The sequence below is a fragment of the Lysobacter stagni genome (genome assembly GCF_030053425.1).
GTDB classification, from domain to species: Bacteria; Pseudomonadota; Gammaproteobacteria; order Xanthomonadales; family Xanthomonadaceae; genus Lysobacter_J; species Lysobacter_J stagni.
In genome coordinates, this window is sequence record NZ_JASGBI010000001.1 from 879,675 (window position 1) to 903,258 (window position 23,584).

Below are 23,584 nucleotides of genomic sequence, written 5' to 3' on the forward strand. Positions count from 1 at the left end.
AAACTTCTTAAACCGCCGCGCGCAGTCTGGCGCCCTCGCTCCGGCCCCGGCTGGCCGGTCGCCGCCATGGTACCGGCGCGCGGCGCGCCCATCCTCCCCCAGGGATTGCCCATGAACGCCTCTTCTCTCGCTTTCCATCCCGTCGTTCCGGCGCAGGTGCCGGTATCGGTGCGAGCGGTAACAGCGGCCGATGCCGACCGGCTGCTGCAACTGTGCGAAGAACACCAGGCCGACGCGCCAGCGGCGGGCGCGGGACTGCTCGAGTTCCATGAGGCGCTGTTCGAGGCGCCGGTACGCGCCTGGGCCTGGCTGGCCTTCGCGGACGAGGACGCGATCGCATACACGCTGGCCACCGTGGCCTATTCGCTGGTGGAGCGCGGGTATGTGCTGCACATCGATGCGCTGCACGTACGCGCACCGTGGCCGGCACGCGCGGTGGAAGCCGCGTTGTTCGCACAGGTCGACGCGATGGCGCGGCGACTGGGCTGCGTGCAGCTGCAGTGGCGTGTGCCTTCGCGCGAGACCGTCCGGCGCCTGGACACGAAAGCGCAACCGCTCGACGGCGTGACCTGCGCACTCGACCTGCGCGGTTGATCCGCGCGACCCCCACTCTCCAGATCGATCATGACCACTGCCCTGCTCACCGCCTGCAACACCACGCCCCACGCGAAGTCGCCCCAGTTCCGCGACGGTGGGTTCCGCAATCCCGTTGCGCCCCGGCAGGCGGGTTGGCGACAGCTGCCGCGCATGCTGTGGCGGTTCGCTTTCGACAAGCCCGACGACGCCACGCCGAGCGACACGGTGCCCGTACGTCCGCTCACGCGCGCGCAGTTGCTGGCCGCGCCCGACGGCTCGCTGTTCCGCCTGGGCCACTCGACGGTGCTGTTCAAGCTGGGCGGCGGCTTCTGGCTGACCGACCCGGTGTTCTCCGAACGTGCGTCCCCCTTCCAATGGATGGGGCCGAAGCGTTTCCACGCACCGCCGATCGCGCTGGATGCGTTGCCGCCGATCGAGGGCGTGATCCTCTCGCACGACCATTACGACCATCTGGACCGCGCCGCGGTTCTGGCGCTCGAGCAGAAGACGCGGCACTTCATCGCACCGCTCGGCGTGGGCGACCTGCTGATCGAATGGGGCGTGGACCCGACGAAAGTGCACCAGCTGGACTGGTGGCAGGAGGCGAAGTTCGGCGAGGTCCGGCTGGTGGCGACGCCCGCACAGCATTTCTCGGGTCGCAGGCTGTTCGCCGACAACCCGACGCTGTGGGCGTCGTGGGTGATCGAAGCAGACGGCCTGCGCGTGTTCTTCAGCGGTGACAGCGGTTACTTTGACGGCTTTCGCGCCATTGGCGAACGTTTCGGTCCGTTCGACCTCACGCTGGTGGAATGCGGCGCCTACGACCCGATGTGGAGCGGCGTGCACATGCTGCCCGAACAGACCGTGCAGGCGCATCTGGACCTGCGTGGGCGCTGGCTGCTGCCGGTGCACAACGGCACGTTCGACCTCGCGCTCCACGGCTGGCAGGAACCGTTTACACGCGTGCAGGCCGAGGCCGAGCGCCTGGGCGTACGACTGACGACGCCGGCGTTTGGTGAACCGGTGGCCATCGCGCAGCCACCCGCATCGCAACCGTGGTGGCTGCCCAAGACGTAACCATCGGCGACAATGGCGGCCCGTTTTCCATGCGGTGCCGCCCATGACGATTTCCCCCCAGTCGATTTCCCTCACCCGCTACCTCATCGAGGAGCAGCGCGCCGGCCGCATCAACGCCGACCTGCGCCTGTTGATCGAAGTGGTGGCGCGCGCATGCAAGACCATCTCCATTGCGGTGGGCAAGGGCGCACTGGGCGGCGTGCTGGGCGATGCCGGCACCGGTGACGATGTGTCCATCAACGTGCAGGGCGAGGCACAGAAGAAGCTGGACGTGCTGTCCAACGAGATCCTGCTGGAAGCCAACGCCTGGGGCGGCCACCTGGCAGGCCTGGCATCGGAAGAGATGGACACTTCGCAGCCGATTCCGGACGTCTATCCGCGCGGCAACTACCTGCTGTTGTTCGATCCCCTCGACGGCAGCTCCAACATCGACGTGAACATTTCCGTGGGCACCATCTTCTCCGTGTTGCGCGCACCGGACGGCGTGACGCAGGCGACGGACGATGACTTTCTGCAACCGGGCACGTCGCAGGTCGCCGCCGGCTATTGCACGTACGGACCGAGCACGATGCTGGTGCTCACCGTCGGCAACGGCACGCATGCGTTCACGCTCGACCGCGAGATTGGCAGCTTCGTGCTGACCACGCGCGGCATGCGCATTCCGGAGGAGACGAAGGAGTTCGCGGTGAACATGTCCAACCAGCGCTTCTGGGAAGCGCCGATGCAGCGTTACGTCGGCGACCTGCTGGCCGGCAAGGAAGGCCCGCGTGGCAAGGATTTCAACATGCGCTGGGTGGCATCGATGGTCGCCGACGTGCACCGCATCCTCACGCGCGGCGGCATCTTCAGCTATCCGCTGGACAGCAAGTGCGCGGCAAAGGGCGGCAAGCTGCGACTGATGTACGAGGCCAACCCCATGAGTCTGCTGGTCGAACAGGCCGGCGGTGCGGCAAGCACCGGGCGCATGCGCATGCTCGAGGTGCAGCCGACAGGGCTGCACCAGCGCGTGCCGGTGTTCCTGGGTTCGAAGCGCGAAGTCGAAGCGGCGGTGCGTTATCACGCGGAGCACGACGCGGCCGCGTGATCCGCGCGTGTCCGTTTGTCATGTGAGGACGCACGAGCACGAAGCGTGCGTTCCTCACGAAGGTGAATCATGTTGGCGCGTTTCATGTTCTGTGCCGCGACGTTCGCGCCCGTCGTGCCGCGTCATTCTTGACCGCTCATCGTCGAAGGGTCCGTTGAATACACTGCGTAACTCCTCGCAGTGGCAGCATCGGCTGCCTTGGACATGTCGGGGTCTAAGATGCCGATCGACGGAACGCCGGAAACGGACACGGCCAATGCCGATGCCCGCGAACTGATCTATGTGACGCGTGGCGGTGCCGGACGCGTCCTTGCGCTGGGCGGCCTGCAGCAGATGGGATGGAACCTGCGCCGTGCGCCCGACGCACGTAGCGTGCTGCGCATCCTCCAGCGCGAACCGCGTCGCCCGCACGCTGCGCTCCTGGACCTGCGCGAAGGCTTCACCCAGCACGACCTGGCCGAGTTCGGCACCGCGCTGTCGGCCGGCAACGTGGGCTGGGTGGCGGGCATCGATGCGCGGCAGCTCGACGAGCCGCCGGTGCGCGACCTCATTCGCGACTACTGTTACGACTATCTGACGCTGCCGTGTCCGGAAGCGGTGTTGAACACGGTCATCGGCCACGCGCACGGCATGGCCGGACTGGCCTGCGAGCGTGGCGATACGACCAGTGAAGCCGGCTTCGACGGCATGATCGGCGAGAGCCCGGCGATGCGCTCGCTGTGCCGCACGCTGCGCAAGGCCGCGCTGACCGAGGCGCCGGTCTTCATCGCGGGCGAAACCGGCACCGGCAAGGAGTTGGCCGCGATGGCCGTGCACCGGCATTCGCGCCGGCACGCGCATCCGTTCGTGGCCATCAACTGCGGCGCGATCCCGCACAGCCTGATCCAGTCCGAGTTGTTCGGCTATGAGCGCGGCGCATTCACTGGCGCACAGCAGCGCAAGCTGGGCCGCATCGAGATGGCCAACGGCGGCACGCTGTTCCTGGACGAGATCGGCGACCTGCCGCTGGAAAGCCAGGCGTCGCTGTTGCGCTTCCTGCAGCAGGGCTGCATCGAGCGCTTGGGCGGGCACGAACAGATCCCCGTGGACGTGCGCATCATCTCGGCCACGCACCATGACCTGGACGCCGCTGTTGCAGAGGGCCGCTTCCGCGCGGACCTCTACCACCGGTTGTGCGTACTGCGCCTGCAGCAGCCGCCGTTGCGCGAGCGCGGCGGCGACATCGATCGCCTCGCCGAGTACTCGCTGCAGCGCTATTCGCAGGAAGGCCATCGCACCCTCAAGGGCTTCGCTCCGTGCGCGCGGCAGGCGCTGCACAGCCATACCTGGCCCGGTAACGTGCGCGAGCTGATCAACCGCGTTCGCCAGGCCGTGGTCATGGCCGAGGGCCGCCTGATCACCGCGGCCGACCTCCATATCGAAAGCTCGCTCACCGCGCCGCCGCCCACGCTGGACGAAGTACGCGATGCGGCCACGCGCGCGGCGATCGAGCGTTCGTTGCACCGCAACCGTGGGCGGCTGGTGGATGTGGCGCGTGAACTCGGCGTGTCGCGCGTCACGCTCTACCGGCTGATGCAGCGGCACGGGCTGCGCGCCCACGATCCGGAATCCCCCAATACGATCCACGTCGCCTGAGCGTCCCTGCAAAGCGGGCCGGCGCGTGCGAGGATGGGGCGGTCCCGGTCCCCCTCTGCCGCGCATGAGCCACGACGCCGCACCCGGCCCCGCCGTTGCCGACGATTTCATCGAGGTCTTTCCGGACGCGCTTTCGCGAGCGCAGTGCGAGCAGCTAGTGCAGCGCTTCAGCGCGAGCGCGGACGCGGTTCCCGGACGCATCGGCGGCGGCGTATTGCCCGACCTGAAGGACAGCCTGGACCTCACCATCACCGCCCGCGCCGAGTGGCAGGACGCGGAGATCGCACTGAACCAGGCCGTGTTCCAGGGGCTGGTGAAGTACCTGCGTCGGTACCCGCACACCTTGATCGCACCGCTGATGCTGGAGGTGCCGGGTGACGATGGCGCGCGTCATCGCCTCACGCCCGAACGCCTGGCCGCGATGGACGACGCGGAGCTGGCGCCCATCGTGCAGACCGTGCTTCGGCCAGGCGCGATCAACCTGCAGCGCTACACCGCCAACCGCGGCGGCTACCCGTACTGGCACTGTGAGCTGTATCCGCGGGACGCGCACGCCGAAACGCTGCACCGTCACCTGCTGTGGACGATCTACCTCAACGACGCGTTCGAGGAAGGGGAGACCGAATTCCTCTACCAGCAGCGTCGCATCGCGCCGCGCACGGGCAGCCTGTTGATCGCACCCGCGGCGTTCACGCATACGCATCGCGGCAACCGGCCCAAGGGCGGCGACAAGGTCATCGCGACCAGCTGGATCCTGTTCCAGCGCGCCGAACGCCTGTTCGGCGGCGCGTAGGGCGACGGCATCGCGTCGCCGCGCGAATCAGGCGGTGCGCGGATGGTTGAGCACGAGCCAGTACAGACCGACCTGTTTCACCGCCCAGACGAACTGTTCGAAATCCACCGGCTTCTGGATGTAGCTGTTGACGCCCAGTGCATAGCTGGCTTCGACATCGAAGGGTTCCGCGCTGGTGGTCAGCACCACCACCGGCAGCGTGCGCGTGGCCTCGTTGGCGCGCACGGCCTGCAGCACCTCGCGCCCGTCCACCTTGGGCAGGTTGAGGTCCAGCAGCATGATCGACGGCAGATCATCGGGATCGCGATCGGAATGGCGGCCGCGCGCGAACAGGTAGTCCAGCGCTTCGGCGCCGTCGCTCACCACCACCAGGCGATTGGCGATCTTGGCTTCGTCGAACGCGATGCGCGTCAGCTCGACGTCGTCGGGATTGTCCTCGACCAGCAGGATTTCCTTGTGCATCAGGCGCATTCCTCCGCCACCGGCACGGCCGGCAACTCGAGGGTGAAAGTGGAACCGGCCTCGGGCCTCGACTGGGCGCCCACGCTGCCGCGATGACGTTCGGCGATCCGCCGCACCATCGCCAGGCCCAGACCGTGACCACCCCCTTGATCCGGTCCGTGCAGCCGTTGGAAGGGTTCGAACAGCTTGTGAGCATAGCGCATGTCGAAACCGATGCCCTGATCACGGATTTCGATGCGCATCAGCTCGCCGCGACGCTCGCCCCGCACGTCGATGTGCACGGACTCACGCTCCTGCGAGAACTTCCAGGCGTTGCCCATGAGGTGACTGAGCATGAGCTTGAGCAGGCGTTCGTCGCCAATGACGTGCATGCGGGGCTGCACGCGGATCTCGGCGAGGCGCTGGGGTTCGGCGTCCTGCAGCTCGGCACCCACCCAGTCGGCAAGCAGGCTGAGGTCCACATCCACCGGCTTGAGCTCGGTGCGGGTGATGTAGGACAGGTCGTTGAGCGCGCTGAGCAGGCTGCTCATGCGCGCGGCAGCGGAGCGGATGCGCGCGAGATAGTCGCGATCGGTCTCGTCCAGGCGTTCGCCGGCGCGATCGGCCAGCAGCGCGGAGAAACTTTCGATCGAACGCAGCGGCGCGCGCAGATCGTGCGCGACGGCATCGGCAAACAGTTGAAGCTGGCGGTTGGACGCATCGCGCGCCGCGTGTTCGGCATCGGCGCGCGACTGCAGTGCCAGCTCGGCCGCATGCTGCTCGCTGACGTCGCGCAGCTGCGCGAGCAGGAACAGGGGTTCGCCGCCCTCGTCGCGCATGACCGATACGTTGACGTGCGCCCACACCGTATCGCCGCTGCGATGCAGGTAGCGCTTTTGTGCATCGAGTACCGGAATCGAGCCGTCGATCAGCCCGCGCAGATAGCCGCGGCTGAGCGGGACGTCATCGGGATGGGTGAACGCGACGGCCGGCTTGCCGACCACCTCGTTCGCGCTGTAGCCGAACATCCGTTCGAAGGCCGGGTTCACTTCGACCCAACAGCCTTGCAGATCGACGATGGCCATGCCGATGCCCGACGCGTCCATCGCGAGACGGAAGCGGTCGACGCCGGTATCCAGGCCCGGGGTGTCGCTCATCGAATAGGTGACTCGTGTTTCCTCTCGCTGGCGAAATTGTAGCCAAGCTTGTCGTGACGGTGCGGTGCAGGGGTGCGCCGCGTCTCATTCCAACGCGAGCGGAAGGGTTAAACGGACAGCGAACGCACAGTTTCGCGCGGACGTGGATGCCGGTTGCGCAGCGGGCCGGTCAGAACAGCTCGCCTTGCGGCGAGGGTTTGCGCGGCGGGGTGAACTGGCCGGTATCCAGCGCGGGATAGCGACCGAAGCCCAGTCGTCGGTGGGCCTTGGCGAACCGTTGGGCGATGAGTTGCGCGAACGGGCCTTCGCCGCGCATGCGCGATCCGAACGTGCTGTCGTAGTCCTTGCCGCCGCGCATCTGCTGGATGAGGCTCATCACGTGCGCGGCACGGTCCGGATAGTGGAGTTGCAACCACTCGCGCCAGACCTGGGTGAGTTCGTGCGGCAAGCGCAACAGGACGTACCCCGCCGATGTCGCGCCGTGGTCGCGCGCGGCCTCAAGGATCTGCTCCAGTTCGCGGTCGTTGATCATGGGGATGGTGGGCGCGACCATCACGCCGACCGGAACGCCCGCATCCGACAAGGTTTTCATTGCCCTCAAGCGCGCATGCGGCGCCGCGGCGCGCGGTTCCATGCGCGCGGACAGATGGTTGTCGAGCGTGGTCACCGAGAAGGCGACGCTGACCAGGCCGCGACGCGCCATCGGCGCGATGAGGTCCAGATCGCGCAGGACGCCCGCGCTCTTGGTGAGCAGACTGAAAGGATGCGAGGTGGCATGCAGCACCTCCATCACCGAGCGCGTAACGCGGTAGCGCCGCTCGATGGGCTGGTAGGAGTCCGTGTTGATGCCCAGGGCCAGCGGCACGCAGCGATAGTTCGGGCGCGCCAGTTCCGCCTGCAGCCGTTCGGCGGCGTTGGTCTTGGCGAACAGCCGGGTTTCGAAATCCAGGCCGGGCGACAGGTCCAGGTAGGCGTGGGAGGGCCGCGCGAAGCAGTACACGCAGCCGTGTTCGCAGCCACGGTAGGGATTCACCGACGCGCTTTGGGCGATGTCGGGCGAATCGTTGCGGCTGATGATGCTGCGCGCCCGCTCCTCGGTGACCTGCGTCTGCAGCGGCGCGGCATCCGCCAGGTCTTCGTAGACCGAACCCCAGCCGTCGTCCTCGCCGCGCGCGACCGTCACCGCATAGCGACCGTCCACGTGCGACGCCGCACCGCGACCTTTGATCGGAGCCTGGGCTTTGCGGGCGTCGTCCATCCGCCTTAGCCTAGCCCGGCCGCGTCGCATCCCCTGAGACGGAATCGGCGCCGCTTCGCTGAACGGACGGATGGAGAGACGCCCGGCATGCCCGCCCCCCTGCAGACCGCGTGGAACGCGTTCACCTCGGTTCCCAACCTGGCCATCTACCTGACGCTGGGGTGGCTGGGCTATCTCATCTGGCTGGGCCTGTGGATCGTGCTGCAGAAGCGCGAGCCGGTGGCGACGCTGAGCTGGCTGATCAGCCTGGCGGCGCTGCCGTACATCGGATTCGTCATCTACTACTTCTTCGGCCCACAGCGCGTACACCGTCAGCGGCTGCGGCGCGTGCGCGCGCGCGCGACGCTCCCGCCGCCGCCCGAAGGCCTGATCCCGACGCCCGACGCGATCGAACTGGCCCGGCTGGCGCAGGCAACGACCGGGTTGCCGCCGATCACCGCCACGCGCGCGGATCTACTGGTCGATGGCGCAGCCAAGTACACCGCGCTGCTGGAAGCCATCGCGCAGGCGCGCGAACACATCCACCTGGAGTACTACATCTACCTGCCTGATCGCACGGGCACGTTGCTTCGCGATGCGCTGGTCGAGCGCGCGAAGGCCGGTGTGCAGGTGCGGCTGCTGCTGGATGCAGTCGGCTCGGGCAAGACCAAGCAGCGCTTCCTGCAACCGCTGATCGATGCAGGCGCGGAGGTGGCGTGGTTCCATCCGATGAAGCTGCACTGGTTCTGGAAGCGCCCGTGGCTGAACCTGCGCACGCACCGCAAGATCGTCGTGATCGACGGGCACGTGGGTTTCACCGGCGGCATCAACATCACCGACGAAGAGGACGAGCGCCTTCGCAAGGACGCCTATCGCGACCTGCACCTGCGCCTGGAAGGCGATGTCGTGCGCGAGCTGCAGCTGGTGTTCATCGAGGACTGGGCGTATGCGACGGGCCAGCCTCCGCTGAAGCTGCACAACCCCGCGCCCGTGCGCGGCACCATCGCGACGCAGGTGCTGGTGTCCGGGCCGGATTCCTCCTGGGAGGCGATCCATCGCGTGCACGTCGCGGCGATCCATTCGGCGCAGCGACGCGTGTGGCTGGCCACGCCCTATTTCGTGCCCGGCGAGGCGGCGCGCATGGCGCTCACGTCGGCCGCGCTCGGCGGGCTGGATGTGCGGCTGCTGGTACCCCGGGTGTGCGACAGCCGCCTGGTCACGCTGGCCGCGCGATCGTACTTCGACGAGTTGCTGGAGGCGGGCGTGAAGATCCACGAGTACGGCCCGCGCATGCTGCACAGCAAGGCGCTGTTGTGCGACGACGACCTGGCCATCGTCGGCAGCGCCAACTTCGATCACCGCAGCTTCCGGCTGAACTTCGAGATCTCGGTCCTGTTCCGCGATCGGCCGTTGGTGGAGCAGTTGGCGCGCCTGATCCAGGGCGAGTGCAACCTGGCCCCACGGGTGCGTTCCGATCGCCCGCAACCGCTGTGGGGCACCCGCATCCCCGAGGCGTTGGCCCGCCTGGTTTCGCCCATCCTGTGACGGCGTTGGCCTTCCCGTATTCCGGCTGACCGGCGGTCGCCCACGGCAGGCGGCCGGCCGTTTCGCCCCGCGGGACGCGCGCTAAACTGCGGCCGCTTGGCACTCCGAGGAGCATCCCCCATGCAGTGGCTCTATCTCCTGTTTGCGCTGGTAGCGCTGGCCGTCGCCTTCAAGACGACGTCGGTCGCGGTGCTGGTGATATGCCTGCTGCTTTCGCTTGGACTGTTCCTTGCGTGGGTCATGAAGCTGCTCGCGCAGCGCGTGGACAGCCAGAGTCGCGACACGTCCATGATCCTGGACCCGGCCGAGCTGCGCCGCCTGCGTGAGCAGGCCGAAGCGCGTCGCGCCGCGGCCAACGGCAACCCGCCGGCCTCGCCCGGTACCTGAGCGCCCGCGCGGCGCCCACGGGCGCTGCGCTAACATCGACCTGCGGATCCCGGGCGAACCGGGATTCCCGCGTTTCCTGCTGCCAGCCGCGCGTCCGCGCCGGTGTCCCGGGAGATCGCCATGAGGACGATGTATCGACCCGCCGTGTGGTCGCTGATGATGTCGCTGGGCGTGTGCGCAATGGGTATCGCACACGCGCAGGCGCCTGCACCGAACAATGCGCCTCCGGCCGCCGGACCCGCAGCAGCGGGCTGCGGTCGTGTGAGTGTGTTCGACGTCGCTCCGCGCAACCAGAACCTGTTTCGCGCCCGTCTGATCAGCATCGATGGCACGTTGCCTGGCCCAGCGAGGTCGCGCAGCTTCCGCCTACCGGCGGGTCCCCACGTGCTGGAGGTCGCCGAGCTCATCGATACCAACCAGTTCGACGACGTCGAGCTCAAGCAACGCGATCAGCGTTCGGGTGCGTACAAGAAGGTGACGCTGGACGTGAAGCCGGACACGACCTACCTTCTGGGCGCGCAGCTGATCGATGCGCACCGGAACGAGATTCTCAGTGGAGCCTACTGGGAGCCGGTGATCTACAGCGAGAGTAAAGTGCCTTGCCAATGAGCCATTACCGCGGGGCGATGCCTCGGAAGAGCGTCGTGCCGTGACCTTTCTCAGCGTCAACGTCAACAAGATCGCGGTGCTGCGCAATTCGCGCGGCGGCAACGAGCCGGACGTCGTGCGTGCGGCCATCCAATGCCTCGATGCAGGCGCGCACGGCATCACCGTGCACCCTCGACCGGACGCCCGCCACATCCGCGCCTACGATGTGCTCGCGCTGGCCGAGATCACGCGCTCGCGCGGGGTGGAGTTCAACCTGGAGGGCAATCCGTTCGCACCCGCGCGCGAGGGCTATCCCGGCTTCCTCGCGTTGTGCGAACTGGTGCGGCCGGCGCAGGCGACGCTGGTTCCGGATGGCGATGCGCAGCTGACCTCGGACCACGGCTTCGACTTCGTCCGCGACGACAGCGCACTTCGGCCGCATGTCGATGCGCTCAAGGCGTTGGGTTGCCGCGTGAGTCTGTTCGCCGATGCGCATACCGAGGCAGGACGCAGCGGCATCGCGCATGCTGCGGCGATTGGGGCCGATCGCGTTGAGCTGTACACCGGGCCGTACGCGGAGGCGTTCGCGGAAGGCGATGCGGCCGTCATGGCGTCCCACTTCGCCGAAGCAGCACGCCGCGCGCAGGATGCCGGGCTGGGCGTCAATGCAGGGCACGACCTGAGCCAGGAGAACCTGGGCTTCTTCCTGAAGCACGTACCCGGAGTGCTGGAAGTTTCCATCGGCCACGCACTGATTGGCGAGGCGTTGTACGACGGCCTCGGGCCGACCGTGCGCTCTTACCTGCGGATCCTGACGGCCGGCCGCTGAGGCGACCGGCCGTCCCGACATCTCTTACTTCCAGGCGATATCGCGCACGCCGCTGCGCTGGGCCTCGGCCAGCATCCAGGCGAAGGACTGGTAGTCGGCATCCGCGTTGGCGGCGATTTCGAGGACGGTCCCCGGCTGGTTCTGAGCCAGCTCGCGCAGGGCCTGTGGCAGTTCGGCACGCCCCATCGCCACGCCGTCGAGTGTGTACTGCCCCGACGCATCGACCTGAAGCGCGACACGCGGCGGTGGTTCGGGGCGGTCTGGCCGGTCGACTGGCTGCGGGATGCGAAGGTCGATCTGCCCGGTCATGGCCGGCGCAGCGAGCATGAAGATCACCAGCAACACCAGCATCACGTCCACCAGCGGCGTGATGTTCATCTGCGCCATTTCGGTGTGGGAGGAACGGCGGGAATCGTGGAATGCGGAGACGGCCATGCGCTACCTCCTGGGGGCCCCATGCCCGCCTTCACGCTACGCCCGGCGCCCACGGGTTCGCAAGAGGCCAAAAAAAAACGCCGCCCGGAGGCGGCGTTTTCACGACGGTAAGTGTCACGCGATCAGTCGTTCTGCACGAAACCGATCTTATCCATATCAGCGTTCTTCGCGTGGGCCAGCACCTTGGCCAGGATGCCGTAATCGGCGTCCGGGCTGGTGTCGATCTCGAGCATGGGCTGGTTGGTCGGGTCACGCTGGACCTCGACTTCCATCATGTTCTGGATCGCCGTAAGGGGCTGGGGCGCGTCATTCCAAAACACCTGACCGGAGGCGTCGATGCGCAGCCTGATCGGCGGCGGCGGCGTCTTCGTCTGCGGAGGCGGGTTAATTGACTTCTGCGGCAGGTTGACTTCGATCGGATACGTCAGCGGGGGCGCCGTCACCATGAAGATGATCAGCAGAACCAACATCACGTCCACGAGGGGCGTGACGTTCATGTCCGCCATCGGACCGCCACCGGATTTCGATGCAAATGCCATTACTGGATCTCCGGATCAGCGAGGTTCTTTGAGCGCCATGAAGCCGACCTTGCGCATGCCCTGGGCCTGCGCAATCTGCACCACTTCAGCAACGATGCGGTACTTGGTCGTCTTATCGCCGCGGACGTTGATCGCCGGCTGCGGGGTCTTCTGCGCTTCGATCGACAGACGACTCTCAAGCAGATCCTTGGTCACCGGCTCGTCGTTCCAGTACAGGCTGCCGTTGTCTTCCACCGTGATGCTGATCGGCGGAACGGGCGGAGCCTGAGTGTCGCGCTTGTCCAGATTCGCCTGGGGAAGATCGACCTGGACCTTATGCGACATCAGGGGTGCGGTGATCATGAAGATGATGAGCAGAACCAGCATCACGTCCACGAGGGGCGTGACGTTGATCTCGGCCATCGGGCCGCCGCTATCGCCAGTACTGAAGGCCATTACGAAACTCCAACCTACTGCTAGAGGGTGTCGTTGTTAGAACGAGTTCTTAGCGCTTCGCAGCCACTTCGCCGACGCGCGAGCCGGTGGCGAAGAAGTCGTGCAGATCGTGCGCGAAGGTGTCGAACTTGTTGTTGGTGACGCGGTTGAGGCGCGTGAAGAAGTTGTACGCCAGCACCGCCGGGATTGCGACGAACAGACCGATGGCGGTCATGATCAGCGCTTCACCCACCGGACCTGCGACGGCGTCGATCGACGCCTGGCCGGTCGCGCTGATGCGGATCAGGGCGTGGTAGATGCCCCACACGGTGCCGAGCAGACCGACGAACGGAGCGGTCGAACCGACGGTGGCGAGCACGGTCAGGCCGGCTTCCAGCTTCGAGCTCTCGCGGGTCACACCCTGACGCAGGGCGCGATCGACGAACTCGGAACGGTTCAGCGACTCAACCAGGCGCGAACCTTCGTGGCGCTGGTGGTGCGCAGCCGCTTGGGCAGCATCGAGGGCGATCTTCGAGAACGGCTCGAAACGGCCCTGCTCTTCCATGAAGCGGATGGCGTCCTGAGCGTTCGGGGTTTCCCAGAACGTGCTGACAACGCGGTCCGAACTCGCGCGCAGGCGCAGGTTCTTCACGAAGTTCACCACGATCCAGTAGATCGACAGAACCGACATGATGGCCAGGGTGATGAAGACGACCCAGCCGACGAAGTCGAAGTTCTGCAACAGATGGGCGAAGCTCATCTGCTGAAGTGCCTGGGCGTTGGAGCCCCCGGCAGTCGCAGCGGTGGTGGTTTCCTGCAGCATGACGCTTACCTTTGAAATGTCGTGGAAAAGGATGGTGTTACGGATTGCTTGCTACTAGGCCCCGTGACCCCGATCAGGTCGGCGGGACGAAATCGACCGGGACGCGAACTTTGCTGGTCACGCCAACGCCGTTCTCCATCTGCGGGTTGAACTTCCACTTCCGGGCAGCATCCATCGCGGCGCGGTCGAGGTTGCGGTTGCGGCTGGACTTCTCGACGGAGACGTCAAGCACGTTGCCCTGGCCGTCGATGGTGATGACCAGCACAACCGTGCCACCCACACCCTGACGGGCTTCCGTCGGCGGGTACTTCGGCGGGTTCAGGCGCCTGGACGACGGGTCGACGCTGGAGCCGATGTTCGTCGCGGCCGCAGGCGGCGACGGCGGGCTCGGCGGCGGGGCGGCCACGTCGACCGGGCTCGGGTCGTCCACCAGCACCGGCGGCTCTTCCGGCGGCGGCGGCAACGGCGACGGCTGCGGCGGAGTCAGCTTCGGCGGCGGCTTCAGCTCCTTCGGCGGTTCCGGCGGCGGCGGCGGCGGCGGCGGGGGCGGCGGCGGCGGCTTGATGAGGTTGACGAACGTCACTTCCTCTTCCTTCTGCTGCTGCGCCGGAGGAGCCATCGGTGCGAGCAACAGGAGCAGGGCGGCGACGTGGAAGGCGATCGCAATGGTGATACCGGCGATACGCGCCCAGTTCAGACCTTCGCGGTCGTCGTTTCTTTCGTGGAGTTCGAGGTCTTGCGTCATGCGCCGTAGCTCAGGAAGTAATTCCGGACGCCAGGGCGCCTCGGGCCGTCAGATACGATTCCTGCGGCTGGTTCGAGCCGCGGGAACCTCCTAGCATATACCAAATCGCGCGCGTGGGTCCAAGCGCGATTAGTCTGATTTCGCTGCCTTTTATTTGGCGGGCAGCGAGAGGATCTTCTTGGCGTCGTCGGGCTTCTTCACACCCTTGGCGACGGCCTGCTTGGCGGCTTCCTTGGCCTCGGGAATGCGGTCTTCCTGCCACAGCACGCGGGCCAGGTTCAGGTAAGCCTCGCCATCGGGCCCCATCGGGGCGGCCTTCTTGTAGGCATCGATGGCCTGGCTGGTCTGGTCCGAGAAGTAGTACGCCTGGGCGAGGGCCAGGTAGGACTGGTAGTCGGGCTTGAGAACGCCCTTCTGCAGGCCTTCATTGATCACCGAGATCGCTTCCTTCTCCTTGCCATCCATATTCAGGTAGGTGGCGTAGAGCTGGCGGTACTCACGGTCGTCGGTCAGCTGGCCACTGGCGCGCAGCTTCTCGAGGATGGCAGCGGACTTGTCCAGCATATCGTTCTGCTGGTAGACGGCGGCCAGGTTCAGCTGGGCGCGCTTGTCGGTCGGGCTCTTGGCGGCGACGCTCTCGGCCAGCTTGGCGGCCTCGGCGGCGTTGCCGGACTCGGCGTAGGCGGCCATGAGCAGCTGCAGCCATTCGGGCTTCGGCTCCGGGGTGGCGTCGATCGCCGGCTTCAGCACCGCAGCGGCCTCGGCGGCGCGGTCCAGGCGATACAGGGCGTTGCCCTTGACCACCAGCTGTTCCGGCTTGGTGCTCTTGGTCTCGGCGAAGAAGCGGTCGAGCGTCTTCAGGGACTCGGCGTACTGGTCGTCCTGCAGCTGCAGCTGGGCGAGCGTGTACATCGAGCCGTAATGGCCATTGTTGTCCAGAGCGTCGAAATCGATCGCCTGCTGCAGGTACTTCTTGGCAGCGGCGGAATCGTCGCCGTCGTAAGCGATCTGCGCGGCGAACTGCGCGGCAAAAGCGTGGTCGTACGCGTTGAAGTCCGGATTGGCGATGATCTCGTCGGCGATCGCTCGCGCTTCGGCGGACTTCTCGCTCTCGTAGGCCTTCATCATCTTGGCCAGCTTCGGAGCGGCCTTGGAGGAGGCCTTGCCTTCCGGCACCTTGCGGGTGGCGTTGGGGTACTCCTCGACAACCTTGCCGGCCTTGCCCTGGGACTGGCTGGCGCGGCGCTCCTCGGCGCGGCGGGCCGCCTGCGCATGGACCTGGCTGACCGTGCCAAGCACCAGCACGGCGCTCACGGCCGCGACCAGGACACGACGGTTACGAAGCGAGAGTTTGTTCATCGAGGACCTCAAATCGGCGGCCCGCACCCGTGTGGGGCGGGGAGTTGGCACCAGGCCAGGGGGGCGTCACGCTAACAGAAACGCACAGGCCAGTGATACGGGGTTTTGTGTTCCTAATCCGGGTTCTTCAACCGCACTTAGGCGTATGGCCCGCGGCACGAGCCTGTTCGAACGTCGGCATCAGACTGCTGGCCCGTGCGTTGAGTTCGCTGATGCGCGACTGCGGGTCAGGGTGCGTTGAGAGCCACTGCGGCGGCCGGCTGCCACCAACGGCCAGCATGTTCTCCCACAGGTTCACGGCCTGACGCGGATCGAAACCCGCCTTGGCGGCCAGTTGCTGGCCGACGACGTCCGCCTCGCTCTCCTGGGTGCGCGAGTTCGGCAGCAGGTAGAAGGTCTGCGCGGCGGCGCCGCCCAGCTGTCCGGCGGCGTTGCCCACACCCGACCCGTACGCGGACCCGAGGATGGCGCTGCCGATGCCGAGCAGGGTCGAAGTGCCCTGCTGCTTGGTGATGCGCTCGTCGTGGTGACGCGAGACGACGTGACCGATTTCGTGGCCGATGACCGCCGCGAGCTGGTCCTGGTTCTTCGCGACCGTGAAGATGCCGGTGTTCACGCCGACCTTGCCGCCCGGTAGGGCGAAGGCGTTGGGCGAGCTGTCCTCGAACAGCGCCACTTCCCACTGGGTCTGCCACCCGGCGGGCAGCTCACGGGTGATGGCGTCGACCACGCAGCGCACATAGGCGTTCTTGTGTGCGTCGTTGCTGACCTTCTGCTTGGACTTGGCGTCGGCGAACGCCTGCGCCCCAAGCTGGTTGAGCTGGTCCTGGGAGACCGCTCCGACGTACTGCTTGCGCCCGGTGGGCGAGGTGGTCGTGGCGCAGGCCGTGACCAGGCAGGCAATCACCGCGCCGAGCAGTGCACGTTTCATCTTGGGCGTCCCAGAAGGGCTGTCAGGGTTTGTAGCGTCCAACGGATTAACAGGTCGTCAACACGGCGGACGTGCGGCAACCGTCCGTGGCCCCAAGTCAGCCGGGAGCCACGGGCAGGCGACGGGCGGTCGTCAGACGTCGAGGTTGGCGACCTTCAGTGCGTTGTCTTCGATGAACTCGCGGCGCGGTTCGACCACGTCGCCCATCAGGGTGCTGAAGATCTGGTCGGCGGCGACCGCGTCTTCGATGCGCACCTGCAGCAGTCGGCGGGTTTCCGGGTTCACCGTGGTTTCCCACAGCTGCTCTGGGTTCATTTCACCCAGGCCCTTGAAGCGCTGGATCTGCCGGCCCTTCTTGGCCTCCTCGAGCAGCCAGGCCTGCGCCTGGGCGAAGCTGGTGATGGGCTGTGCGCGGCTGCCGCGCACGATCTGCGCACCCTCGCGGATCAGCCCATGCAGCTGCGCGGCGGCTTCACGGACCAGGCGCAGTTCGCCTGCCTCGAAGACCGACAGCGGCAGCACCTGGGTGAGTTCCTCGCCCATGTGCAGGCGCTTGACCAGCAGCGCAGGCTGGCCGGCACCTTCGTGCAGTTCCAGCTTGTAGCGCGGCCTGCCCAGGCCGCCGCGGTTGAGGCGGGCTTCCAGAGCATCGAATTCGCTGCGCAGCGCGGTGTGGTCAGACAGCGCGGCGGCATCCAGCGGAATCGAATCGATCAGCGCTTCGATCACGGCCGGATCGTAACGGTGGGCGTTGCGTCCGATCGCCTCGCGCGCCGCAGCGTAGGCCAGCAGCAGCTTTTCCAGCGCGGCACCTTCGATAGCCGGTTCGTTCACTGCTGGCACCAGCGAAGCGCCTTCCACGGCGTTGTTCGCCAGGTAAGCATCCAGCGCGGCATCGTCCTTGAGATACAGCTCGTTCTTGCCCTGCTTGATCTTGTAGAGCGGCGGCAGGCCGATGTAGACATGGCCGCGCTCGATCAGCTCCGGCATCTGCCGGTAGAAGAACGTGAGCAGCAGCGTGCGGATGTGGCTGCCGTCGACGTCCGCGTCGGTCATCAGGATGATGCGGTGATAGCGCAGCTTGTCCGGGTTGTACTCGTCCTTGCCGATGCCCGTGCCCAGCGCGGTGATCAGCGTGCCGACTTCGGCGCTGCCGAGCATGCGGTCGAATCGCGCTCGCTCGACGTTGAGGATCTTGCCCTTGAGCGGAAGGATCGCCTGCGTCTTGCGATTGCGGCCCTGCTTGGCCGAGCCGCCTGCGGAGTCACCCTCGACGATGAACAGTTCCGACAACGCCGGGTCCTTCTCCTGGCAGTCGGCCAGCTTGCCGGGCAGGCCGGCGATATCCAGCGCGCCCTTGCGTCGCGTGAGGTCGCGGGCCTTGCGCGCGGCCTCGCGGGCGCGGGCGGCGTCGACGATCTTGCCGGCGATGGCACGGGCTTCGTGGGGGTGTTCCTGCAGGAACTCCTCCAAACGTGCACCGAACGTGCTCTCAACGACCGGCCTCACCTCGGAACTGACCAGTTTCTCCTTGGTTTGCGAGGAGAAGCTGGGGTCCGGCACCTTCACCGACAGCACCGCGATCATGCCTTCACGCATGTCGTCGCCCGACAGCGTGATCTTGGCCTGCTTGGCGATGCCGTTCTGTTCGATGTAGTTGCTCAGCGTGCGCGTGAGCGCGGCACGGAAACCAATGAGGTGGGTGCCGCCATCCTTCTGCGGGATGTTGTTGGTGAAGCAGAACATCGTTTCCTGGTAGGCGTCGGTCCACTGCAGGGCGACGTCCACGGTGATGCCGTTCATTTCGCCGGACACCGAGATCACGTTCGGGTGCAGCGGGTTCTTCAGCTGCGCAAGGTGCTCGACGAACGAGGCGATGCCGCCCGCGTACTGGAAGACGTCGCGCTTGCCGTCGCCGCGTTCGTCGGTGAGGGTGATCTTGACGCCGGAATTCAGGAACGACAGCTCGCGCAGGCGGCGCGCCAGGATGTCGTAGTGGAATTCGATGTCGGTGAAGATTTCCTTCGCCGGCAGGAAGCGTAGCGTCGTGCCGCGGCGGGTGGTTTCTTCCAGCTGCTTGAGCGGGTATACCGGCTCGCCCAGCTTGTATTCCTGCTGGTGGTGGTGGCCGTCTTTCCAGATGTCCAGCCACAGGTGCTCGGACAGCGCGTTGACCACCGAAACGCCCACGCCGTGCAGGCCGCCGGAAACCTTGTAGCTGTTGTCGTCGAACTTGCCGCCGGCATGCAGCACGGTGAGGATCACCTCGGCCGCGGAGACGCCTTCTTCCTTGTGGATGTCGACGGGGATGCCACGGCCGTTGTCGGAGACCGAGCAGGAACCGTCGGCGTGCAAGGTGACCGTGACTTCGTCGGCGTGGCCGGCCAGGGCTTCGTCGATGGAGTTGTCGACGACCTCGAACACCATGTGGTGGAGGCCTGTGCCGTCGTGCACGTCGCCGATGTACATGCCCGGGCGCTTGCGCACGGCTTCCAGACCCCTCAGCACCGTGATCTTGCTGGAGTCGTAGTTCTGGGAAACGGGAGCGGTGGCGATCGGGTCTTGCAGGGTGTCGTGCTCAGTATGGGTCATGCGGCAACAGGCTCCGTCGACACGGTTCACGGCGGGGCCGGGCGCGTCGAGACACATTAGCTATATGAGCTGAGAGTATAGCAGCCGCTCCCCAACGGCTGGTTGACTCGCGGTCGGACGAGCGCTAGGCGGTGTGGTCGGGCGGCTGACCCAACACACCATGTTCCACGTGGAACCTGTTGATTGCGGCAGCTGGCGTGAGCCCGGGCGGTCGCTCCGTGCCCGTAATGAACACCTGCGCACCGCACGCCTCCAGACGCTCCAGAACACGCGCCTGATGGTGGCGATCCAGTTCGGAAGCGAGGTCATCCAGGCAAACCACCGGCCACTCGCCGTGCACGGCTTCGTGATGCTCAGCCTGAGCGAACAGTGCCGCGAGGGCGGTGAGCTTGGCCTGACCACGCGAGAGCGCCTCGCGCCCCGGAATGGCGCCGAACACAATGCGCCAGTCCGCCCGGTGTGGCCCCACCGTGCTGTATCCGGCCGACAGATCACGCTCGCGCGCCACCAGGAGGGCGTCGGCCAGCGGCATTTCATCCCGGCGCCACCCAGACTGATACTCCATGCGACTGTCTCCCAGGCCGGGCGCCAGATCCGAGAGCAGACCGGAGAAGCGCGGCTGTAGCTGCTCCAGATAGCGTTCACGGTAACGGTCGAGAGGCTCGCCAGCCTCGGCCAGCTCCCGGTCCCAGGCGTCCAGCTGGGCATCTCTGGCCCGAGCCTTCAGCAAGGCATTGCGTTGCTTGAGCGCCCGCGCATATCGGCGCCAGATCGGCAGGAAGTCCTGTTCCACGTGGAACAACCCCCAGTCCAGGTATCTACGGCGCGAATCCCCACCTCCGGTGATCAGCGCGTGCGTGCCGGGTTCGAAGGTCACCACAGCCAGCGCCGCGCACAGATCCCCAAGTTGCGGAACCGGATTCCCGTCCAGCCGCCCCACCCAGTCCTGGCCGGTGTGGCGCAAGCCCGCGCGGCGGCCCCGTAGTGAAGTGTCGCCGCGGGCGCGTTCCTGCCACTCCACGAAGACCTCAAGGGCCGGTTGCCCCGCCTGGATCAGGCCATCGCGCACGCGACCCCGAAAACTCCGGCCGTACGCCATGAGGTGCAGGGCCTCGAGCACGGACGTCTTGCCCGCACCGTTATCGCCCGTGATCAGGTTCAGGCCGGGGGCGGGATCGAGTCGGAGTTCGTCGAACCGGCGCAGGCGGCGCAGTTCAAGTCGGGTGACGTGCATCGGACGCAGTTTACCGGCAGTCCCAACGAAAACGCCCGGCCTAAGCCGGGCGTTCTATGTTCCACGTGGAACGTGGCGAGTCAGAGGCGCAACGGCATGACCACATGGCGGCAGCGATCGTTCGCCGCTTCCCGCACCAGTGCCGACGAATTGGCGTCGCGCAGCATGATCACCACGTGTTCGTCGCGCAGGGCGGTGAGGGCATCGAGCAGGTAGTTCACGTTGAAGCCCACGGCGAGGTCGTCCACGCGGGTGTCGGCTTCGACCTCTTCCTGCGCTTCTTCCTGCTCCGGGTTATGGGCACTGATCTTCACCTGGCCCGGCGAAACCTCCAGGCGCACGCCCCGGTACTTCTCGTTCGACAGGATGGCCGCGCGCTGCAGCGAAGCACGCAGGACTTCGCGGTCGATACGAACCTCACGGTCCGCGCCAATCGGAATCACTGCTTCATAGTCAGGGAAACGGCCATCGATCAGCTTGCTGGTAAAGGTCACGTCGTCGCGCTTCACACGCAGGTGGCCACGACCCATCTCCAGTTCCAGCTCGCGCTCGCCGCCTTCGAGCAGGCGCTGCAGCTCCTGCACACCCTTGCGTGGCACGATGATCTGGCGCTTGGTCGCCGCACCGGTCTCGAGCGGCGCTTCGCACAGCGCCAGACGGTGACCGTCAGTGGCCACACAGCGCAGGCTGGACTCGCGCAGATCGAACAGCAGGCCGTTGAGGTAGTAGCGCACGTCCTGCTGCGCCATTGCGAACGCGGTGCGCTCGATCAGCTCCTTCAAGGCAGCCTCCGGCACACGCACGCGTTCGGTCGCTTCGACTTCGTCGATCGAGGGGAAGTCGTTGGCGGAAAGGGTGGCCAGGGTGAAGCGCGAGCGTCCGGCCTGCACCGTGATCTTCTCCGCCGCCTGCGACACCGTCACTTTGCTGCCGTCCGGCAGGGCGCGAATGATCTCGAACAGCTTGCGCGCGGGGATGGTGGTTTCTCCGTCCTGCGCGTCATCGACGAATACGCGCGAGACCATCTCCACTTCCAGGTCGGTGCCGGTCAGCGACAGCTGTCCGTCCTTCACCTGGACCAGAAGGTTGGCCAGTACCGGCAGGGTCTGGCGGCGCTCGACGACATTGACGACCTGCGCGAGCGGCTTGAGAAAGACTTCGCGTTGAAGGCTGAAACGCATGCGGACCCCGTCCCCTTGCCATTACTAAGATGTGGAATAAATCAAAAGCATGGTGGTGATGGTGTCGCCGAAAACCGGGGAAAACCATCTCAAGCTTTTGATTCCGAAGATTTTTATTGCCTTTGAAACTTCGGTAGAACTGCCCGGGCAACCAGCGGACAAACTGTGGACAACTCTACCGCACCGGCGGCATGGCCAATCTATCCACAGCTTGTGCCCGCACCATACACGGCTTGCCCGATGACGCTGAGGATAAGTATGTATCGCGGCACCGGCGATGTGCGTTCCGGCGTTGCGTGGATCACCTGTCGGGCTTGCGGATCGCCCGCCCTCAACGTCACTCGCTGAGCTTGCGGATCAGCTTGTCCCAGTCCTCGCGCAGCTTGCCGTCCGTCTCCATCAGCGTGCGGATCTGGCGGCAGGCGTGCAGCACGGTGGTGTGGTCGCGGCCGGCGAAGGCGTCACCGATCTCCGGCAGGCTGTGTTCGGTCAGTTCCTTGGCCAGCGCCATGGCCATCTGCCGCGGCCGGGCCAGCGAACGCGTCCGGCGCTTGGACAGCAGGTCCTTGATCTGCAGACCGTAGTAGTCGGCCACGACCTTCTGGATGTTCGGGATACCGATCGCCTGCTGCTGCGCGCGCAACAGGTCGCGCAGGGTTTCCTGGGCGAACTCGACCGTGATCGCGCGGCCGGTGAAGTTGGCGCGCGCGGCGAGCGTGTTGAGCGCACCTTCCAGGTCGCGCACGTTGCTGCGCATCTTCTTGGCGAGCAGGAACGCGACTTCCTCTGGAATGTTCGCGCCGCGCTCGCGCGCCTTGGACAGCACGATCTGCGCGCGCGTCTCGAAATCCGGCGGCTCGATCGCCACGCTCAGGCCCCAGGCCAGGCGCGACTTCAGGCGCGGCTCCAGGCCCTCGACCTCGCGCGGATAGCGGTCGCAGGTGAGGATGATCTGCTGCTTGCCGTCGAACAGCGCATTGAACGTGTGGAAGAACTCTTCCTGCGTGCGGTCCTTGCCGGCGAAGAACTGGATGTCGTCGATCAGCAGCGCATCGACCTGCTGGAACTGGCGCTTGAAGGCATCCATGGTCTTGTCCTGCAGCGCCTTCATCATCGCGCTGAAGAACTGCTCGCTGCGCAGGTACAGCACGCGCATGTTCGGGTTCGCATCGCGCATGGCGTTGCCGGCGGCGAACATCAGGTGGGTCTTGCCCAGGCCGGTGCCGCCGTACAGCAACAGTGGGTTATGCGCACGGTCGCCCGGCTTCAGCGCGGCCTGCCACGCAGCGGCGCGGCCGAGCTGGTTGCTGCGGCCTTCGACGAAATTCTCGAAGGTGTAGTGACCGTCCAGGTGTCCATTGAACGGTTCCGACGGCGCCGTTGCCCGCATCGGCACGGGCGAGGTGAATTCCGGGTTCCGCGCCGGCGCAACGGCGCGCGGCAGCGATCCGATCTCCAGGCTGACTTCGCCATTGCCGGCGAAGTGCGCGAGGAGCTCGCGGATGCGGGCCAGGTAGCGCTCGCGCACGTGCTCCACCACGAACGCATTGGGTGCGTAGAGCACGGTCACGTCGTCGCGCTGCGTCGCCTGCAGAGGCTTGAGCCAGGTGTGGACATCCTCGGCCGGCAGTTCGGCTTCAAGGCGTTCGAGGCAGCGGGGCCAGGCATCCATCGGGTAGGGAATCTTCTTTCTCGGCAGCGGGCGCGCGGACGCACCGGCAAAACAGTGGCGAAAAGCGTCCCGCCGCGCGATGCACACATCGCGGCGAACGGGCTGGGGGGTGGTGGCCAGACTATCACCGCCATCGGGCGCGGAACAGGACTTGTCCACAGGGCCGCGAACAGGGTAGTCCACAGGCTGACGGCATTCCCCGGGACAAGCCTCGAGCGGTCGCGGCTCGAACGGTGGGCTCCATGTGCCTGTCTTCGGACCCATTCGTGGGACACCATCTGTGCCGCGAACGGATCGCCTCCCACCCGTG

Annotated in this window: 23 protein-coding genes; 9 read left to right on the plus strand and 14 right to left on the minus strand. The window is 66.3% G+C overall.

From position 1 onward, the window contains the following. Positions 1 to 111: 111 nt before the first annotated feature. The 5 genes from QLQ15_RS03915 (at position 112) to QLQ15_RS03935 (ending at position 5,165) form a co-directional block, all read left to right on the plus strand. Positions 112 to 594 (plus strand): hypothetical protein, encoded by a 483-nt coding sequence (locus QLQ15_RS03915; protein WP_283211541.1) that lies wholly within the window; start codon positions 112 to 114, stop codon positions 592 to 594. Positions 595 to 624: 30 nt separating this feature from the next. Then, complete coding sequence (locus QLQ15_RS03920) at positions 625 to 1,653, plus strand: MBL fold metallo-hydrolase (protein WP_283211542.1); 1,029 nt, start codon at positions 625 to 627, stop codon at positions 1,651 to 1,653. Between the two features lie 43 nt (positions 1,654 to 1,696). Then, on the plus strand, positions 1,697 to 2,737 hold the full coding sequence (locus QLQ15_RS03925; protein WP_283211543.1) for a class 1 fructose-bisphosphatase: 1,041 nt from the start codon (positions 1,697 to 1,699) through the stop codon (positions 2,735 to 2,737). 219 nt (positions 2,738 to 2,956) lie between these two features. Next, the gene (locus QLQ15_RS03930; protein WP_283211544.1) at positions 2,957 to 4,372 is read left to right on the plus strand and encodes a sigma-54 dependent transcriptional regulator; all 1,416 of its coding nucleotides are present in this window, start codon (positions 2,957 to 2,959) and stop codon (positions 4,370 to 4,372) included. Between the two features lie 64 nt (positions 4,373 to 4,436). After that, complete coding sequence (locus tag QLQ15_RS03935; RefSeq protein WP_283211545.1) at positions 4,437 to 5,165, plus strand: 2OG-Fe(II) oxygenase; 729 nt, start codon at positions 4,437 to 4,439, stop codon at positions 5,163 to 5,165. A 27-nt stretch (positions 5,166 to 5,192) separates the two neighbouring features. On the opposite strand, the gene QLQ15_RS03940 is transcribed toward QLQ15_RS03935, so the two are convergent. From QLQ15_RS03940 to QLQ15_RS03950, 3 genes are all read right to left on the minus strand, one after another. Beyond that, complete coding sequence (locus QLQ15_RS03940) at positions 5,193 to 5,627, minus strand: response regulator (protein ID WP_283211546.1); 435 nt, start codon at positions 5,625 to 5,627, stop codon at positions 5,193 to 5,195. Next, positions 5,627 to 6,763, minus strand: a complete 1,137-nt coding sequence (locus QLQ15_RS03945; RefSeq protein WP_283211547.1) for a sensor histidine kinase — start codon at positions 6,761 to 6,763, stop codon at positions 5,627 to 5,629. The genes QLQ15_RS03940 and QLQ15_RS03945 overlap by 1 nt, the downstream gene beginning before the upstream one ends. A gap of 169 nt (positions 6,764 to 6,932) precedes the next feature. After that, the gene (locus tag QLQ15_RS03950) at positions 6,933 to 8,021 is read right to left on the minus strand and encodes a PA0069 family radical SAM protein (RefSeq protein ID WP_283211548.1); all 1,089 of its coding nucleotides are present in this window, start codon (positions 8,019 to 8,021) and stop codon (positions 6,933 to 6,935) included. An 87-nt stretch (positions 8,022 to 8,108) separates the two neighbouring features. Between QLQ15_RS03950 and cls the strand changes: the two genes are divergently transcribed. The 4 genes from cls (at position 8,109) to QLQ15_RS03970 (ending at position 11,349) form a co-directional block, all read left to right on the plus strand. After that, entirely contained in the window at positions 8,109 to 9,545 is a 1,437-nt protein-coding gene (gene cls, locus QLQ15_RS03955; RefSeq protein ID WP_283211549.1) for a cardiolipin synthase, read from the plus strand. Between the two features lie 120 nt (positions 9,546 to 9,665). Further along, positions 9,666 to 9,932, plus strand: coding sequence for a hypothetical protein (locus QLQ15_RS03960; RefSeq protein ID WP_283211550.1), 267 nt, complete (start codon positions 9,666 to 9,668; stop codon positions 9,930 to 9,932). A 120-nt stretch (positions 9,933 to 10,052) separates the two neighbouring features. Beyond that, on the plus strand, positions 10,053 to 10,541 hold the full coding sequence (locus QLQ15_RS03965) for a hypothetical protein (protein WP_283211551.1): 489 nt from the start codon (positions 10,053 to 10,055) through the stop codon (positions 10,539 to 10,541). Between the two features lie 40 nt (positions 10,542 to 10,581). Next, on the plus strand, positions 10,582 to 11,349 hold the full coding sequence (locus QLQ15_RS03970) for a pyridoxine 5'-phosphate synthase (RefSeq protein ID WP_283211552.1): 768 nt from the start codon (positions 10,582 to 10,584) through the stop codon (positions 11,347 to 11,349). A gap of 24 nt (positions 11,350 to 11,373) precedes the next feature. Here QLQ15_RS03970 and QLQ15_RS03975 read toward each other — a convergent pair whose 3' ends face one another. From QLQ15_RS03975 to dnaA, 11 genes are all read right to left on the minus strand, one after another. Beyond that, positions 11,374 to 11,784, minus strand: a complete 411-nt coding sequence (locus tag QLQ15_RS03975; protein ID WP_283211553.1) for an ExbD/TolR family protein — start codon at positions 11,782 to 11,784, stop codon at positions 11,374 to 11,376. A gap of 122 nt (positions 11,785 to 11,906) precedes the next feature. Next, positions 11,907 to 12,323 carry an ExbD/TolR family protein gene (locus QLQ15_RS03980; protein WP_283211554.1) on the minus strand — a complete coding sequence of 139 codons (417 nt, stop codon included), beginning with the start codon at positions 12,321 to 12,323 and terminating at the stop codon, positions 11,907 to 11,909. A 15-nt stretch (positions 12,324 to 12,338) separates the two neighbouring features. Beyond that, positions 12,339 to 12,758, minus strand: coding sequence for an ExbD/TolR family protein (locus QLQ15_RS03985; RefSeq protein ID WP_283211555.1), 420 nt, complete (start codon positions 12,756 to 12,758; stop codon positions 12,339 to 12,341). A gap of 49 nt (positions 12,759 to 12,807) precedes the next feature. Continuing rightward, positions 12,808 to 13,560 (minus strand): MotA/TolQ/ExbB proton channel family protein, encoded by a 753-nt coding sequence (locus QLQ15_RS03990; RefSeq protein ID WP_283211556.1) that lies wholly within the window; start codon positions 13,558 to 13,560, stop codon positions 12,808 to 12,810. A 73-nt stretch (positions 13,561 to 13,633) separates the two neighbouring features. Then, positions 13,634 to 14,305 carry an energy transducer TonB gene (locus tag QLQ15_RS03995; RefSeq protein ID WP_283211557.1) on the minus strand — a complete coding sequence of 224 codons (672 nt, stop codon included), beginning with the start codon at positions 14,303 to 14,305 and terminating at the stop codon, positions 13,634 to 13,636. Positions 14,306 to 14,455: 150 nt separating this feature from the next. Continuing rightward, positions 14,456 to 15,664, minus strand: a complete 1,209-nt coding sequence (locus tag QLQ15_RS04000) for a tetratricopeptide repeat protein (protein ID WP_283211558.1) — start codon at positions 15,662 to 15,664, stop codon at positions 14,456 to 14,458. Between the two features lie 127 nt (positions 15,665 to 15,791). Then, complete coding sequence (locus QLQ15_RS04005) at positions 15,792 to 16,595, minus strand: M48 family metallopeptidase (protein ID WP_283211559.1); 804 nt, start codon at positions 16,593 to 16,595, stop codon at positions 15,792 to 15,794. A gap of 132 nt (positions 16,596 to 16,727) precedes the next feature. After that, positions 16,728 to 19,187 (minus strand): DNA topoisomerase (ATP-hydrolyzing) subunit B, encoded by a 2,460-nt coding sequence (gyrB, locus tag QLQ15_RS04010; RefSeq protein ID WP_283211560.1) that lies wholly within the window; start codon positions 19,185 to 19,187, stop codon positions 16,728 to 16,730. Between the two features lie 124 nt (positions 19,188 to 19,311). Beyond that, entirely contained in the window at positions 19,312 to 20,421 is a 1,110-nt protein-coding gene (gene recF / locus QLQ15_RS04015; protein WP_283211561.1) for a DNA replication/repair protein RecF, read from the minus strand. Positions 20,422 to 20,501: 80 nt separating this feature from the next. Continuing rightward, positions 20,502 to 21,602 (minus strand): DNA polymerase III subunit beta, encoded by a 1,101-nt coding sequence (gene dnaN, locus QLQ15_RS04020; protein WP_283211562.1) that lies wholly within the window; start codon positions 21,600 to 21,602, stop codon positions 20,502 to 20,504. A 337-nt stretch (positions 21,603 to 21,939) separates the two neighbouring features. Continuing rightward, positions 21,940 to 23,274 (minus strand): chromosomal replication initiator protein DnaA, encoded by a 1,335-nt coding sequence (gene dnaA, locus QLQ15_RS04025; protein WP_283211563.1) that lies wholly within the window; start codon positions 23,272 to 23,274, stop codon positions 21,940 to 21,942. Positions 23,275 to 23,584 lie beyond the last annotated feature (310 nt).